We start from the raw sequence: 16,135 nt of genomic DNA on the forward strand, positions 1-16,135 counted from the left end.
GGTGCTTTAATGGATTTCTTTTTTATTGTTATGTGTTTTTGTTTTTTTATTACTTTTACTTCGGCGCGTAATTCTGTTTGACGTACTCATCGACAATGACCTGAAACTCTTGAGCAATATTCTCGCCACGCAAAGTTTTGACTTTGACGCCGTCCACAAATACCGGTGCAGCAGGGGTCTCGCCTGTACCTGGCAATGAGATGCCAATATTGGCGTGCTTACTCTCACCTGGGCCATTGACAATACAACCCATCACAGCAACATTCATCGCCTCAACACCTGGATGGGTTTTTTTCCACACCGGCATTTGCTGACGCAGATACGATTGAATATCAGCAGCTAGCTCTTGAAAAGTAGTACTCGTTGTTCTGCCACAACCCGGACAAGCAATCACCATGGGTGTGAAATTACGCAATCCCATGGTTTGCAAAATCTCTTGAGCCACAATGATTTCATTCTCTCGTGGTGCACCAGGATCAGGCGTTAAGGAAACACGAATGGTGTCGCCAATGCCCTCTTGCAACAAGATACCCAATGCAGCAGTAGAAGAAACAATTCCTTTGCTTCCCATGCCTGCCTCGGTTAATCCTAAATGCAATGGGTAATCTGAGCGATTGGCGAGATCACGGTACACCGCCACCAAATCTTGAACATTACTAACTTTGCAAGACAAAATAATTTGGTTTGGGTTCATACCAAACTCCACCGCTTTTTCAGCGGACTGCAAAGCTGACTGAATCAAAGCCTCAATCATGACCTCTTGCGCAGTTTTGGGAACTGGCAGTGCTGCATTGGCATCCATGATGCTGGCTAGCAAGTCTTGATCTAAGCTACCCCAGTTCACGCCAATCCGAATCGGCTTGTCGTATGTACAGGCTGCTTCAATCATTTGCGCAAATTGCGGATCACGCTTAGCGCCCTTACCTACGTTGCCGGGATTGATTCGATACTTCGATAAAGCCTTAGCACACTCGGGGTAGTCTTTTAATAAGGTATGACCGTTGTAGTGAAAGTCGCCAATCAATGGCACCAAGACATCCATCTTGTCTAACTGCTCACGAATATAAGGAACTGCTGCAGCCGCAGCTGGCGTATCCACAGTAATGCGCACCATCTCTGAACCAGCTCGGGCCAATTCCTTGACCTGAATAGCAGTACCGACTGCATCAGCAGTGTCGGTATTGGTCATCGATTGCACGCGCACTGGTGCATTGCCACCAATCGTAATGATGTTGGTTTTCCAGGCAACCGTTGCCTGACGTGTTTCCCGTTTTGGCGATGGGCCTAATAGTAGCTTTGGAGGATTGCTAGATGTATCACTCATAGGACTCTTTTATGAAATTAGTCGTCTAATTTTTTAAGCCACTGCACTGGGTGCTCAGCTTGGTACTCTTGCTCTTCTTCTTCATCATCAAGACTGTCAGTTTCATCATCTTGACCCAAATTAATCCGCTTATCATGCACTGCACGCTCACGCACATTAGTGCGGTCAACCACATCACCCGCTAATTGACCACAAGCTGCAGCAATGTCATCGCCACGGGTTTTACGAACCGTAGCCACCATACCCGCGTCTAACAAAATGCTGGCGAAGGCATGAATGCGCTGCGCTGATGAGCGCTTTAATCCAGACTCTGGGAATGGATTAAACGGAATCAAATTAATTTTGCACTTAATGTTTGCCAATAAACGCACCAGTTCTTTAGCCTGAATGTCAGAGTCATTTACGCCATCGAGCATGCAATATTCAAAGGTTAAGAAATCTCTTGGGGCAAATGGTAAATACCGTTCGCACGCAGCAAGTAATTCTCTTAAGGGATATTTTTGGTTGAGTGGGACGAGTTGATCGCGTAGCTTGTCGTTTGGTGCATGCAATGACACCGCCAAGGCGACTGGGCAATCTTGTGCCAAGCGATCCATCATTGGCACCACACCAGAGGTAGAGAGAGTCACACGACGGCGTGATAAACCATAGGCTCTGTCATCAAGCATCAAACGTAAAGCCGTTACCACGTTGTCATAGTTGAGTAGCGGTTCACCCATACCCATTAACACCACATTGGAGATCACGCGACCTGTGTGCTCCCAACCTGGAGTAGGATATTTTTCAATACGGCGAACCGCATTCGGATCAGTGCGGAGCAAATGTTCTGCAAACCAGAGTTGGCCAATGATTTCACCGGCGGTGAGGTTACGCGAGAAGCCTTGATGCCCAGTTGAGCAAAAACGGCAGTTGACTGCACAACCAGCCTGAGATGAAATGCACAGGGTGCCGCGATCATCTTCAGGAATGAATACGGACTCGACAGCATTTCCAGCGCCAACATCGAGCAACCACTTACGGGTGCCATCGGCTGCATGCTCGTCTTTAATGATTGGAAGTGAAAGAACTTCCGCCTTATCGAATAATGTTGCTCTAAAGCTTTTTGCTAAATCACTCATGTCGTTGATGTTAGATACACCGCGTTGGTGAATCCACTGCATGAGTTGCTTCGCCCGAAAGGGTTTTTCATTTAACCCCGCGACATACGCTGCCATTTGGTCAGCGTCAAAATCTAAGAGATTTACGCGCGGGGAGGTCAATGCGACTACTTATATATTAAATAGCTTATTCGTTAGCAATCGTGAATTAACGATTGAAAACGTTCATGCCAGCGAAGAAGAATGCCACTTCGACAGCAGCAGTTTCAGGAGCATCAGAGCCATGAACCGCGTTTGCATCGATGCTGTCAGCGAAGTCAGCACGGATAGTGCCTTTGTCTGCCTTCTTAGGATCGGTAGCGCCCATCAAGTCGCGGTTTTTAGCAATTGCGCCTTCGCCTTCCAATACCTGAATCATGACAGGACCAGAGATCATGAAGCTCACCAAATCTTTAAAGAAAGGACGTGCTGCATGAACACCGTAGAACTGCTCAGCCTCAGCTTGTGACAAATGCGCCATTCTGGACGCAATAATCTTCAAACCAGCAGACTCGAAACGTTCATAGATCTTACCGATCACGTTTTTTGCTACAGCGTCAGGTTTGATGATAGATAGGGTGCGTTCAATAGCCATGTAAAACTCCAATAGTGATTTCAAAGATTTTGCTGAATTTGGCGCTGATTTGGGTCCAGAGAGAACTTCTCCCCTACTTCCTACAACGCGCCAGGATTTCGGCGACCCCCAAATTATACATCGGCTGACCGTATTTACCCTGATCCTAGCGTGGCTAAGCCCTTGAATTTACAGGGCATAACCCTTTAAGTTGTAGTCCTTTTCATGGGGGGCTTGAAATTACCCCATTTTGTCTATACTTACTGTCAACAGTCCCTTGTGGGCTTATGTATTTACTTTGAAAAAAGGAGTCAATATGAGCGATCTTAACTCTTACGGCTTTGGGCAAACTGGCTCGATTAGCACCCCTCAAGTACGCAACCGCGTACTGCGCAACACTTACGCCCTTTTGGCGCTCTCGATGGTTCCTACCGTCATTGGCGCATGGCTCGGCGTTGCTTTTGGCCTCAACTTCATGGCGGGTAGTCCTTTCCTAGGCTTCATCGTCTTTATGGCAATCGCTTTTGGCTTCTTTTGGGCGATTGAGAAAAACAAAGACACTGGGGCAGGCGTTCTGCTGCTTTTAGGTTTCACCTTCTTTATGGGCATCATGATGTCCGGCTTAGTTGGTTACACCCTCAATAGCTACAGTAACGGCGCTACCTTGATCATGCTGGCCTTTGGCGGAACAGCTGCAATTTTTGCTGTTATGGCATCCATTGCTACTGTGAGCAAGAGCGACTTCTCAGGCATGGGTAAATGGTTGATGGTAGGAGTACTACTCTTGATTGTGGCTTCATTGGCCAATATCTGGTTGCAACTACCTGCTTTGATGCTGACCGTGATGATTCTCGCAATTGCGATCTTCTCAGCTTTCATCTTGGTTGACGTACAGCGCATCATCAACGGTGGTGAGACCAACTACGTGATGGCTACTTTAGCTATCTACCTAGATGTCTATAACGTATTCACCAACTTGCTCGCACTCTTGGGCATTGTGGGTGGCAATAAAGACTAAGTATTAGTTCAGCTTCAACAGAAAAGGCACCTTCAGGTGCCTTTTTCTTTACCTCGATCACCAACTGCTGAGCTCTCAGGGTCTTTCAAATACCGCCATGGATTCCACATGAGAGGTATGGGGGAACATATTAACGATACCCGCACTCTTAAGAATATAGCCTGCTTGATGACACAAAATCTCTGTATCTCTAGCTAGGGTTTTGGGATTGCAGGAGACATAGACAATACGTTGCGGTGGCAGGTCACTGCCCCCCTTATGTAATTGGGCTAATGCTTGACAGATCTCCATGGCGCCCTCGCGCGGAGGATCCATGAGCCAGCGCTCAGCCTTACCCCATGAAGCAATTGTTTCTGTTGTCACTTCAAACAGATTACTTTGCAGAAAGCTCGCTTTATCTGTGAGCTGATTGTGCTCCGCATTGGCCTTAGCTCTCGTAGTCAAACTTTCTAGACCTTCAATGCCTAGAACTGTGTTTGCCCGTCTTGCAAGCGGTAAGGTGAAATTGCCAATGCCGCAGAATAAGTCAAGTACACGATCACTTGCCTGAACATCTAAGAGACGAATCGCCCTACTGACCAAGGCGCGATTCATCATGTGATTAACTTGCGTGAAATCGGCTGGCTTAAAGGGCATCTCGATTTCAAATTCAGGTAAGCGGTAGCAAAGCTTGCCTGTCAATGGATAGTAAGGTGCAACGGTTTCAATACCCTTAGGCTGCAACCAAACCCAGACCTGATGCTTATCTGCAAAGTCTCTGAATAACTGTTCATCTGCTGGCGTTAGTGGCAGGAGGTTTCTAAATACTAATGCGATAACGGGTTTTGATTTTTTAGGATCATCTGAATTCGGATCTTCGGGCTCACCTACAGCGATTTCAATTTGGGGCATGCGATCCACAATCGATAGTCCCATCACTAATTTACGCATCTCTGGCAACAAACCAGAAACATGCTTGGGCAAAATCTCGCACGCAGTCATATCGGTGACATAGCTACTCTTGCCCTCATGAAATCCAATCAGCACAGTACCTTTTTTAATCGAGCGATTGACGGCGCTCAGGCGTGCACGATGACGATATTCCCAAGCAGGGCCACCCATCGGACGAAGAATTTCTTCGGGAGCTACTTTGGCGATATGTTTTAAGTCATCTTCCAGTACACGCTGCTTTATGGCTACCTGAGCTCGAATATCTAAGTGCTGCATAGTGCAGCCACCGCAAACTCCAAACGCTTTGCACTTAGGCTCTGCCCTAAATACGGCAGGCTTAAGAATGTCGAGAACTTTGGCTTTACTGAAGCGGGCTTTGTCACGCGTAATGACGTAAGTGACTAGTTCAGTTGGTAGCGCACCTTGAATAAAAATGACTTTACCGCTTTGACCTTGAGCAGCCTCCTCCTCATTGGGTGCCAGGCGCGCAATGCCTTGCGCATCTAGATCAAGGGAGTCAACTCGTACTGGCTCAGTCACCACAATATGGACTGGCTTTTCTCCTCTACGCATCCGAAGTAAAGCCTAAGAGATATTCTTGCCACTGTTCACCCTGTGGCTCTTTAGATTCTTTCTCTAAATACGCCTTAACGAAAGCAATTTCTTCTTTGTATTCTGCTAATGAAAAACCACCACGCATTAACTGAAAGCGGCAATACATTAAATAAGTATTGACCACATCGGTTTCGCAATAGCGACGAATCTCATCAATTCTGCCTTCTTGATACGCGGGCCATACTTGGCTGCCATCCATTCCCATCTTGCCTGGGAAGCCGCAGAGTTTTGCTAGACCATCTAAGGGTGCATTAGCGCGACCATTAAATTTAGCCAAGAGATCCATTAGATCTAAATGGCGCATGTGATAACGACTGATGTAGTTGTTCCACTTAAATTCTCGGCTATCGTTTTCTTGGCTCTCACCCATCTCCCAGTAACGCGGTGCTTGAACATGGTTTACTAAAGCGCGGTAGTGCAGCACTGGCAGATCAAAGCCACTGCCATTCCATGAAACTAACTGAGGGGTGTACTTTTCTACAAGCTCGAAGAAAGTCTGAATCAATACCTTCTCATCATCTTGCGGGGTGCCCAGAGTACCGACCTTAATTTGCGGTGAGCCATCCTTACTGGTTCTACGAATAACGCACGAAATAGCACAGATACGCTGTAAATACAGCGGGAGAAATTCGCTACCGGTTTTCTCGGCACGCTCGGCCATCGCCTTAGTAGCAAGCTCACTATCTGTCAGCGTTTCAGGATAGTCATTGAGGCGACGCAGGCCCGCAACATCGGGAATAGTTTCAATATCGAAGACGAGAACGGTTGCCATACTTAAATCGCTAGCAATTGAATGAAGGCAATTACTGTATGTACGGCGTTGGATTTACCGGCTTGCCATTCACACGTAATTCAAAATGGAGCTTCACCGAAGTTGCATCGGTATCGCCCATCTCAGCAATTCTCTGCCCCTTCTTAACAGCATCACCCTCTTTAACTAAGAGTGTGCGGTTGTGGGCATAGGCCGTGAGATAAGTATTGTCATGTTTGATGATGACGAGATTGCCATAGCCACGTAAGCTGTTACCAGCGTAAACCACCTTGCCTTCAGAGGCTGCCGTTATAGGATCGCCTAACTTACCTGCAATATCAATACCCTTAGTCTTTTCACTGAAATCATCTGTGACCTTACCTTTAGCTGGCCAAGATAAACGAATACCAGGTTCAGCAACAATTTCTTTAGGGGTTTCTTTGGAAGCATCTACTTTTGGCGCATCGGTTTTGGGGGTATCGCCAGCCGTTTTCGAAATAGGCTTCACAGTCATTTTGCTGCTGGCTGGAGGCCTTACTAAAATGAGATCATCTACTTCAATTAAGTTTGGGTTCGATAAATTATTCCACTGCGCTATGTCCCGCGGGGATTGCCCATTATCTAGAGCAATGCGGGCTAAGGTATCACCGCGCTTAACGCGATAGTAGCCTGGCGGCGTAGCCTCACTAGTTGCACTGCTACTGATACCACCACTTCGATCTACTACCGTTGCGGGTTTTGCTCTGGGCGTTGTTGAGCAACCCACATTAAGCAGCACAGAAGTCATTGCCAGGAGCAATAGGAAGTATTTAGGTAAAGTATTCATAAGGATTTTCATACTACCCCTGATTGTAAGGGGACAAAAAAGACCTCGTCCAGAACGGTTCTTTGATAGCGCTGGGAGCTCATTCGCTCCACCATGATTAGTTGCTGCTCTTTCTCATTCTTGGCAACCGGGGCCACTAGGCGTCCGCCAATAGCCAATTGATCTAATAAGGCGTCTGGGATACCTAGTCCAGCGGCCGCGAGAATGATTCCATCAAACGGGGCTGCTTGAGGTAGGCCGAGGATGCCATCCCCATAAATGAGGCGTAGGTTTTTAATCCGAAAAGGTCGCAGCTTATCCCTCGCCATATCGTGTAATGGACGAATACGCTCAATCGAATACACCTCATCCGATAACAAGCTGAGAACGGCTGCCTGGTATCCACAGCCAGTACCAATCTCCAATACTTTTCCTAAAGATTGCTTAGGCTTATGCAAAAGCTCAATCATGCGTGCTACTACCGATGGCTTAGAAATGGTTTGTGAGTGACCAATTGGTAAAGCAGTATCTTCGTAGGCTTGAGGATGCATACCTGCATCCATAAATGCATGGCGCGGGACGGTGGCAATGGCCTCTAAAGTTTTGCCATGCTTCACTCCAGCAGCAAGAACTTTGGCTGCTAAAGCCTGCCGATGACCAGCATTACGTTCCGCCGCTGACTTCAACCGCGTGTCCAGCCATTAGCCCGCATGGCAGCCAAGCGCGCATGATGCGTTAGATCTAATTGCATGGGCGTGATTGAGATGCACCCATCATCAATTGCATGAAAGTCTGTACCTTCGGAACTGTCTTTGGCATGCCCTGCCGCACCAATCCAATAAATATCATCACCACGTGGACTTTTTTGCACCACTACCGGTTGCGAGTGATGGCGATTACCTAAGCGCGTCACACGCCAGCGATTCAGGTCGGTATAGGGTCGATTCGGAATATTGACGTTGAGCAAAGTAGCAGCGCCATCAGTATGGGTCAAATTAGATGCCAAGGTTTGCGCGACGATATCGTGCGCTACTTTTGCGGCATCTTCAATCCGATTCCAGCCCTTATCGATTTGTGAGAAGGCAATTCCTGGAACACCAAACATCACACCTTCAACTGCAGCAGCTACAGTGCCCGAGTACAGGGTATCTTCACCCATGTTCTCACCCTGATTGATGCCTGAAACTACTAAGTCTGGCTTCTCATCCAAGAAACCCGTCATGGCGATATGCACGCAATCGGTCGGCGTGCCATTAATAAATAGGAAGCCATCACGCTCACCACCTGCCACCCGATGAATTGAGAGTGGTCGTGAGAGTGTTAACGAGTTCGATGCACCACTGTGATTTTGCTCAGGAGCAATTACTGTAACTCGACCTAATGGGCGAATGGCATTGACCAAAGCTAAAAGGCCAGGGGCAAGATAGCCATCATCATTCGAAATCAGAATATGTGGCTGTTTTGTGTTTTCACTCATGAATATCAATGCCTTCTTAGCGGCCCTAGGCTTTTGCCATCTTCGTTAATGCACGACCTCGGAACCATCCATATATTACTGGTAAGACTAAGAGAGTCAAAATAGTCGTCGTCACCATACCGCCCACAATCACTAAAGCAAGGGGTCGTTGAGCCTCAGAGCCAATTGAATGGGATAAAGCGGCTGGTAAAAGTCCTAAGCCAGATAGTGCAGCGGTCATCAATACTGGACGCACACGCAAGGAGGCGCCCTCCACCATCACATCTTTCATCTCCCCGTGCTCCATAACCGCTGTCTTATTAATAAAGGAGATCAGGATGACGCCATCCTGAATGGCAATACCAAAAAGCGATAAGAAGCCAAAGAATGCGGAGATACTCAAAGTCTCGCCCGCAAGATGCAAAGCAAGCACTCCGCCAATGGCAGCAAAGGGCACATTGATCATCACAATCACTGCATCCCGGAAATTACCGAAAGCACTCACTAGCAATAAGAAGATACCTAGCAATGCCAATGGCACGATCAGCATCAACTTCTTCTGCGCCTGCTTCATTTGATTAAATTGACCATCCCAGCTAATCGAATAGTTTGGTGGCAAGGTGATGTTTTTCTCAACCAAGAACTGTGCATCCTCTACGGCACTACCTAAGTCACGGCCACGGACGCTAAATTTAATTGCGATATAGCGCTTACCTGCTTCACGATAAATAAAGAATGGGCCATCACTGAGTTGAACCGTCGCCACCATCGACAAAGGAATCGATGCGCCGTTTGGTGAATCCACTAAGAGGTGTCCAATATCTGCAATATCATTACGACTGCCTTCATTTAAACGAATGGCAATACCGAACGTTTTTTCATCTTCTAAGAGATTGGTGACTGCGGCTCCACCAATAGCGTTAGCCACTACCGTCTCAATGTCATTCACATTAATCCCGTAGCGAGCGGCGCGCTCACGATCAATCTGAATATTGAGGGTTGGTTGACCAAGCTCTTTCAAAATACCTTCATCAGCAACACCGCGCACCTTCTTCAGCTGGTCAATCACCTCGTGGGCTTTTTGGTCTAGAACCTCTAGGTCTGTGCCATATATCTTGACGGAGTTCTCACCCTTCACGCCTGAGAGGGCTTCATTTACGTTGTCCTGAATATATTGCGAGAAACTATAAGTGATGCCGGGTATCTTATTGAGCTCCATTTCTAAATGGGCAATCAAATCTTTTTTACTAGTGCCTTTTGGCATCTTATCGGGACTCTTGAGATAGAGGCCGTACTCTTGGTTAAATACACCGGTGGAGTCAGTACCATCATCAGGGCGACCAATCTGAGCGGCTACCTTATCAATTTCAGGCTGCTTTAAGAATGTTTCACGCAATTGATTAGCCACCTTGACGGAGTAATCTAAGTCCACTGTATTTGGTAAGGTTACGCGTAACCAAATATTATTTTCTTCTAGAGTGGGCAGGAATGCGGTTCCCAGACGAGTCACACTCAATAAGGTCAGACCCAGAACAAATACCGCAACAGATACCACTGTTAACGGGCGATCCATCCATTTTCTCAACAAAGGCTTATATGCATTGAGAAGCTTGGTCATAAAACCCGGCTGTTTGTGCTGTAAGTTCTCACCAAATACTAAAGAGATCATTGCTGGTAGGAAAGTTAAACTCAAAATCACAGCCGCAATGAGAGCAAAGCCCATAGTAAATGCCATGGGCTTAAAGATAATTCCTTCCACTCCGCCCATAAAGAATAGTGGAGAGTAAGCAACAATTATGATGCCTGTCGAATAAATCATGGCACGCTGCACTTCACTAGTGGCCAAAATAATACTTTGGTTCAAGCGCTTGCCACCCTGCTCTAAATGGCGCATCACGTTCTCGGTCAGAATGACGGCAGAGTCAACGATGACTCCAAAATCTATGGCGCCCAGGGAAATTAGATTGGCCGGCACACTCCAGAGATGCATCTGAATAAACGATACACAAAGCGCCAAAGGGATTACCGCCGCAACCACTGCTGCTGCCCGCAAATTACCCAAGAAGAAAAATAGCACTGCCAATACTAAGGAGATACCAAAAAACAGGGTGTGCTTCACGGTGCCAATAGTGATGTCTAAGAGCACCTGTCGGTCATAGAAAGGCTTTACTTGGATACCAGGTGGAAGAACTTGCCTATTAATATTGTCAACCGTAGTGCGGACACGCGCTAACACTTGAGTAGCATCTTCGCCACGACGGAGGTAAACGATGCCCTCTACAGAGTCTGGGTTGTCATTAAACTGAAATAAGCCTAAGCGCGGTGCATTACCAATCTCGACTCTAGCGACATCACCGATTCGAACTGGCACATTATTGCGAATAGTAATCACAACACGCTTAATGTCATCAATATTTTTCAGCAAGCCTACACCGCGCACCACAAATTGCTGCTCGCCACTAGGTAATAAGCCACCACCAGTGTTGCTATTAGCATTGGTTAAGGCGGTGATGAGTTCATTAACAGTCACACCCTTAGATTGCAGACTTTCCGGACTAACAATCACCTGATACTGACGTACCTTGCCCCCAAATGAAGAGACGTCAGCCACACCAGGAGTTTGCTTTAAGGCTTTGTAAATATCGTAATTCTGTAATGTTTTTAATTGGGTGGAAGATGCGTAATCCGACTTCACCTCGTAACGCATGATCTCGCCAGTGGCATCGGAGTCTGGACTGACGCTTGAAGTGACTCCTGGAGGAAAAGCAACATTAGATAAGCTGGTAATAAAACGTTGGCGTGCCCGAAATGGATCTGTCGTGTCATCAAACTTGAGTGTGACAACCGATAGGCCAAATAAGGAAACTGAGCGGAAAGCTTGAAGGCCCGGAATTCCTGCTAATGCATTTTCAACGGGGATGGTGACTTGCTGCTCTACCTCAGTTGTACTTCTACCGGGCCATTGTGAAATCGCCTGGATAGTTAATGGCGCTACTCCTGGGTATGGCTGAATTGGTAGTTTAGAAAGACTGAACATTCCCAAGCCGAGGAGTACGACTGAGCCAACGATAACTAGTACGCGTTTCTCAAGTACGCCTCGGATAAAGGAGGTAAAAGCGCTCACTTAGTCTTCCTGCTTAGCAAATCGATCATTTAACAAGACAGCGCCTTCAGCCAAGATACGCGCACCAGGCTCAACACCTTCAGTAATCGCAAAGGTCTTGCTGTTTAGGTCATAGCCTTTAACTGGGAGGCGGCGATAGGCTTCGTCCCCTACTTTGGTAATGACATAACGCATCTCTCGTATGCGCACTACGGCAGTTTGTGGCACAACGATAGCGTCCGCCATGCCTGTTGTCAGTTTTGCTGAAGCATACATATCAGGACGTAAGAGATCGTCATCATTTTCAATATTTGCACGAATTAATAAAGCTCGAGTTTGCGGATCTACAGTGGGAGCTACATAGTTTGCATATGCCACAAACTCTTTACCGGGATAAGCCTCTACTTGCAGCACCATTTTTTGGCCCGGCTTCACAAAACGAAAATCTTGTTCAAACACATTTCCCAAAAACCACAGTTGCTTTGGGTCTGCCAAGGTAGCAATCACATCACCCGAATTCACTACTGATCCTGGCTCTACATTGCGTTTAACTACTACCCCCTTTAAGGGAGCACGCATGATTAAATTACCCTGAGTCCTGCCGGTGGTTTCAATCGATCTGATATCAGCATCGCCAGCACCTAGATTACGCATACGGCTTGCTGCAGCTTGCTGAGTAATGCGGGCATCACCGAGTAAATCACTCATGGTTCTAGTAGATTCCAATACCTTAGCGGTTTTGGATGACAGTAAATACTCTTGTTGTGCAGAGATAAATTCAGGACTATAGAGTTCTACAACGGGGGAGCCTATATTGACTTCAGCACCATCAAAAGCGTAAATACGCTCCACTCGACCGGGTGCGCGCGCAGATAAGACTTTAGATTTTTCGGCATTAAATGCTAGGCGGCCAGGCACTTTAATATCAACTGGTACCTGCACTTTGATCGCAGTTTGGAAGGTGTAAATTTCTGGATTCAGTTTGATGCCTGGAAGTTTTAATTCCAAAATACCGCTCTTATCTACTTTGAGTGCTTTATCAGAGGCTTCAATTTTGACGCTGCGATTGACGTTGGTAATGCGACCTAAAACGATACCGATTGAAAGAATGGCGAATGCAACAGCAGCCAAACGAACGCGATGACGATTTTGAGGACTTAAATTCCAATACAGGCCGGCAACACTAGCAAAAGCTAGCTGCAATCGATGACCACCAAAACGCAAGGCCTTATCAGTGACAGGCTTTGCCTTATCGGCTAACTGCTTTAGAAAAGAAAGAATTTGGTCTTTCAACACTGCTCCTTAAAAAGGTTCTTTGCCCGATGTCACCAGCAATACTGCTTGCGCTTGTAAGAGATTACTCTCTGAAAGTGCCAATTGAACTTCAAGATTACGCAATTGCGTTTGCGCTGTCAGTAGATCGTTAAATCCCTGACCATTATTCGAGTACTGAGTTAAGCCGACCTTATAAGCAGCATCTGCTTGAGGGACTTGGCGTTCTTTTAAAAATTGGGTTTGATTCTTAGCCTGTTCATAGCCAGCATAAGCACTATTGACGGCCAACACAATTTGCTGACGATTGGAGATATTGCCTGCCTCGGCAGCCGCTTGATTGCGCTGCGCCTGCTCTACCCCATATCGCTCTTTGGTAAAGAAATACAGCGGAATGATGAGATCAAGCTCTAACTGATAAAACATCGCCCCATTGTTAGCTGAAAATGGACCGCGTGGTGTGAACGAAGAACCAATCACCTGAAAATCGGGCAAGTAAGCCTTCTTGGCCAGATCAACACCCTTACGTGCTGCCTCGAGCTGCAGCGCAGAACTCTTTAACGAGGGATGACTGGTTTCGGCATAGTCTTCCAACTCCAGCAAGGTTGGCACACTGCTCAAAGCGCGACGTACATCGCCACGCAAGACAAGTCTTTCTCTTGAGTGGCGCCCCACCAAGGTATTGATATTGTTTAATGCGACCGATAGCTGACGCTCGACATTAAATTGATCCGCCTGAGCTGCGCTTTGCGCTACTTGCGCATTGAGATACTCAACATAAGCAGCGGCATTATTGGCATAGCGTGCTTTGGCTACGTTCTTAATCATCTCCAAACGCATGACCGATTCTTTGAGCACCTGTAACTGCTTTTGCGATGCCAAAGCGGTGTAATACAAAGTAGATAGCTGAGCACCTAACTGTAAGTAGGTAGATTCGCTTTGCGCTAAGAGTGCTTCAGCATTGGTATTGGCAATATCGGATGCCAAACTCTTCTTACCAGGAAACTGAAATGGCTGGGCTATCGAAATGGAATTATTGTTACTGATACCACCAGGATTTGCAGCACTAGGCGTATTAGCCCCACCTAATGCAAATGGAGAATTCACCGGCATACCAGACCACACCAAACCCACCTGAGGATTGGCTGGTGAGTTAATCTGCGGCACGGTTGCCTTGGCAGATAAATAGGCCTCACGCAATGATGACAATTGTGGGTTATTGAGCTTGAGCTCATTCCACAGTTGACGCAAATCCATATCGGTTGGACCCGATGGTGCACCCTTGGTATAAATCTTAGGGGTATCGCTCTTGGTTACCGGTGCAAATAGTGATGCGGCATTTGCAGGGTTAGTAGTTTCATTGCTCACTACTGGCGGCGTTGATAATGAATCGTTAGATTGACTCACTTGCACTGTGACGCTGGCCGGAATCGGAGCATTGATCTGGGCAAATACAGGGGAGGCAAAAATCAGCGAGGCAAATACACAGGCAACCCGTTTCATGGGGATTGCAGTAGCAATAACAAATTCGCTCGTTTTTATCTGGCCGTAAATCAAATCGGCTACCTCTAAATCTGTACTAATACTGTTTTTGTAGCCCAAAACACAGGTTTACCTATGCTTACAAGGGAATTAGAAGATTATAGGTGAGAAACTCCAAAAGTCGAATTATTGGAGTTTTATAACTTATTGATTATAAAGAAAATAATGAATCTGAGCAGCCTTGAAAGGCTCAAAACTCGGCATGAATCCTAAATGACAGGATGTTGACCGGCCCACGTGCCGAGTTATAAGCCGGATTGATGATGTGTTGGAAGTTCAAACCTGCAAGCACGTTCTTAATCACCGTAGCATTGTAATAGACCTCACCAATCCGCTCAGGTGAATAGGAAATCGTCTGACTTGGGCTAGCGTAGTCGCCAATGAAATAAGACACACCTCCTGCTTGCAGGTAGCTGCGACGATAGCTTGATAAACCATTTTGCATGGCAGAGATACCGATACTGTCATGCGGCCGCTTCCAACTGCTGCCGTTCATGCCCATGCCCACAGATATGGAATTGTCTGCCTCAGTAAAAGACATTGTTTCGGTATGACCGTCAGAGGTAAAGGCGCGGCCATAAATGCCAAGGTCTTTCGTGAGAGCCTGCTCGCCGTGTAAACCAATACCCGTTTTGATCTGCATATTGTTGCGGACATTATTAATCGCTTGAGTACCTTGGCGAGTGCTGGGATCTTGGTCAATGTAATTAGTAGCGTCTGAGAAACGTGCCAACATCATTTTGTTGCGGTAGGCCAAAACACTGACCTTGCCAGGCAGATCGGTAATGTTGTGCTGACGCTCTACTTCTACTTGATCACCATAGGTATTGAAGATTTGCCAATTGAGGTCACGACCATTTGGTGATTTAGGAGCGAGCATGCGGGAGGCGCGCATGACCCAGTTATCGACATACCACTCACCCGCCAAGCCCCAGCTATAGCCTCTGGCATCGGCTGCATAGTCATAGGCTAGATAGGTCATATTGCCCCAGTTCATGAACTGAACACGGGGATCTTTGGCATAACGGCTGTCATCAAAAATATCAAGCGTGGAGAACTGACCGCCAGTCAGTACGACGCGATTACTACTCACTGTCTGAGTAATTTGATTGGCTTCATTCTCCAGAACAACTTTATCGCCTTCTTGATTAATGATGTGGCGAGCAAAGGCGCGGGCAGAATACATCTTGGCCTGCGCACCATTGGCTTTGGTCGCCTCACCATTTGAAAAGCCACCTAAACCATTTAAGTTAGAAAAAGGAACTCCAGATATCACCTCTGGATTAAAGTAAATATCGGTGTCTGGTGCGATACGAGCACCCATGAATAAGGTGCCTGACCAGGTATAGCTCATCGCCTTATCGCTGGACAGACTTCGTATGCCGGAGTACGAAGATGTGAAGTTGTTGTAGCGCTGATTAATGTAAGTGGTTTGACCGTGGAAATTGACTGGCAATCCGAACAGATCACCCTCTGTGGGAAAGGTCTCAATAGGAGATGCAAAGGTTGCGATTTGATCTGAACCAGATCCCGCCTTCTGTGCGTGCGCAGTCGTGCTAGCAAGGGCAGCAAGCAAGCTCAACAGGAGAACGTAGGATTTGTGGGTCAT

12 protein-coding genes and 1 pseudogene are annotated in these 16,135 nt (G+C 46.9%); 1 reads left to right on the plus strand and 12 read right to left on the minus strand.

Annotated features, from left to right (window positions below; all coding sequences use genetic code 11):
- Positions 1–55 precede the first annotated feature (55 nt).
- The 3 genes from ispG to ndk all read right to left on the minus strand — a co-directional run bounded on the left by ispG (position 56) and on the right by ndk (position 3,055).
- Positions 56–1,324 carry a flavodoxin-dependent (E)-4-hydroxy-3-methylbut-2-enyl-diphosphate synthase gene (ispG, locus tag C2758_RS05995; protein WP_215327378.1) on the minus strand — a complete coding sequence of 423 codons (1,269 nt, stop codon included), beginning with the start codon at positions 1,322–1,324 and terminating at the stop codon, positions 56–58.
- Between the two features lie 17 nt (positions 1,325–1,341).
- Entirely contained in the window at positions 1,342–2,538 is a 1,197-nt protein-coding gene (rlmN, locus tag C2758_RS06000) for a 23S rRNA (adenine(2503)-C(2))-methyltransferase RlmN (protein WP_215330138.1), read from the minus strand.
- 91 nt (positions 2,539–2,629) lie between these two features.
- A complete protein-coding gene (ndk, locus tag C2758_RS06005) occupies positions 2,630–3,055 on the minus strand; it encodes a nucleoside-diphosphate kinase (protein ID WP_215327379.1) in 426 nt (141 codons plus the stop codon).
- Between the two features lie 295 nt (positions 3,056–3,350).
- Between ndk and C2758_RS06010 the strand changes: the two genes are divergently transcribed.
- Positions 3,351–4,052 (plus strand): Bax inhibitor-1 family protein, encoded by a 702-nt coding sequence (locus tag C2758_RS06010; protein WP_215327380.1) that lies wholly within the window; start codon positions 3,351–3,353, stop codon positions 4,050–4,052.
- 75 nt (positions 4,053–4,127) lie between these two features.
- On the opposite strand, the gene rlmD is transcribed toward C2758_RS06010, so the two are convergent.
- The 9 genes and pseudogenes from rlmD to C2758_RS06055 all read right to left on the minus strand — a co-directional run bounded on the left by rlmD (position 4,128) and on the right by C2758_RS06055 (position 16,135).
- Positions 4,128–5,555, minus strand: coding sequence for a 23S rRNA (uracil(1939)-C(5))-methyltransferase RlmD (gene rlmD, locus C2758_RS06015; protein WP_215327381.1), 1,428 nt, complete (start codon positions 5,553–5,555; stop codon positions 4,128–4,130).
- Entirely contained in the window at positions 5,548–6,369 is an 822-nt protein-coding gene (locus C2758_RS06020) for a 3'-5' exonuclease (RefSeq protein WP_215327382.1), read from the minus strand. Before C2758_RS06020 ends, rlmD begins: the two co-directional genes overlap by 8 nt.
- A gap of 31 nt (positions 6,370–6,400) precedes the next feature.
- Positions 6,401–7,174, minus strand: coding sequence for a peptidoglycan DD-metalloendopeptidase family protein (locus C2758_RS06025; protein WP_251369141.1), 774 nt, complete (start codon positions 7,172–7,174; stop codon positions 6,401–6,403).
- 8 nt (positions 7,175–7,182) lie between these two features.
- Positions 7,183–7,806 (minus strand): annotated as a pseudogene (locus C2758_RS06030) (protein-L-isoaspartate(D-aspartate) O-methyltransferase); the annotation flags it as partial.
- A 29-nt stretch (positions 7,807–7,835) separates the two neighbouring features.
- Positions 7,836–8,630 carry a 5'/3'-nucleotidase SurE gene (surE, locus tag C2758_RS06035; protein ID WP_215327385.1) on the minus strand — a complete coding sequence of 265 codons (795 nt, stop codon included), beginning with the start codon at positions 8,628–8,630 and terminating at the stop codon, positions 7,836–7,838.
- Positions 8,631–8,655: 25 nt separating this feature from the next.
- Positions 8,656–11,733 carry an efflux RND transporter permease subunit gene (locus C2758_RS06040; protein WP_215327386.1) on the minus strand — a complete coding sequence of 1,026 codons (3,078 nt, stop codon included), beginning with the start codon at positions 11,731–11,733 and terminating at the stop codon, positions 8,656–8,658.
- On the minus strand, positions 11,734–13,005 hold the full coding sequence (locus C2758_RS06045) for an efflux RND transporter periplasmic adaptor subunit (protein ID WP_215327387.1): 1,272 nt from the start codon (positions 13,003–13,005) through the stop codon (positions 11,734–11,736).
- 9 nt (positions 13,006–13,014) lie between these two features.
- Entirely contained in the window at positions 13,015–14,487 is a 1,473-nt protein-coding gene (locus tag C2758_RS06050; RefSeq protein ID WP_215327388.1) for a TolC family protein, read from the minus strand.
- A 229-nt stretch (positions 14,488–14,716) separates the two neighbouring features.
- Positions 14,717–16,135, minus strand: a complete 1,419-nt coding sequence (locus C2758_RS06055) for a carbohydrate porin (RefSeq protein ID WP_215327389.1) — start codon at positions 16,133–16,135, stop codon at positions 14,717–14,719.

It is taken from the genome of Polynucleobacter sp. AP-Sving-400A-A2, assembly GCF_018688155.1.
GTDB lineage: Bacteria > Pseudomonadota > Gammaproteobacteria > Burkholderiales > Burkholderiaceae > Polynucleobacter.

Bases quoted from the DNA above. Each gene is read 5' to 3' on its own strand.
- ispG (WP_215327378.1), bottom strand. From the start codon at position 1,324: ATGAGTGATACATCTAGCAATCCTCCAAAGCTACTATTAGGCCCATCG.
- rlmN (WP_215330138.1), bottom strand. From the start codon at position 2,538: ATGGCAGCGTATGTCGCGGGGTTAAATGAAAAACCCTTTCGGGCGAAG.
- ndk (WP_215327379.1), bottom strand. From the start codon at position 3,055: ATGGCTATTGAACGCACCCTATCTATCATCAAACCTGACGCTGTAGCA.
- C2758_RS06010 (WP_215327380.1), top strand. From the start codon at position 3,351: ATGAGCGATCTTAACTCTTACGGCTTTGGGCAAACTGGCTCGATTAGC.
- rlmD (WP_215327381.1), bottom strand. From the start codon at position 5,555: ATGCGTAGAGGAGAAAAGCCAGTCCATATTGTGGTGACTGAGCCAGTA.
- C2758_RS06020 (WP_215327382.1), bottom strand. From the start codon at position 6,369: ATGGCAACCGTTCTCGTCTTCGATATTGAAACTATTCCCGATGTTGCG.
- C2758_RS06025 (WP_251369141.1), bottom strand. From the start codon at position 7,174: ATGAATACTTTACCTAAATACTTCCTATTGCTCCTGGCAATGACTTCT.
- surE (WP_215327385.1), bottom strand. From the start codon at position 8,630: ATGAGTGAAAACACAAAACAGCCACATATTCTGATTTCGAATGATGAT.
- C2758_RS06050 (WP_215327388.1), bottom strand. From the start codon at position 14,487: ATGAAACGGGTTGCCTGTGTATTTGCCTCGCTGATTTTTGCCTCCCCT.
- C2758_RS06055 (WP_215327389.1), bottom strand. From the start codon at position 16,135: ATGACCCACAAATCCTACGTTCTCCTGTTGAGCTTGCTTGCTGCCCTT.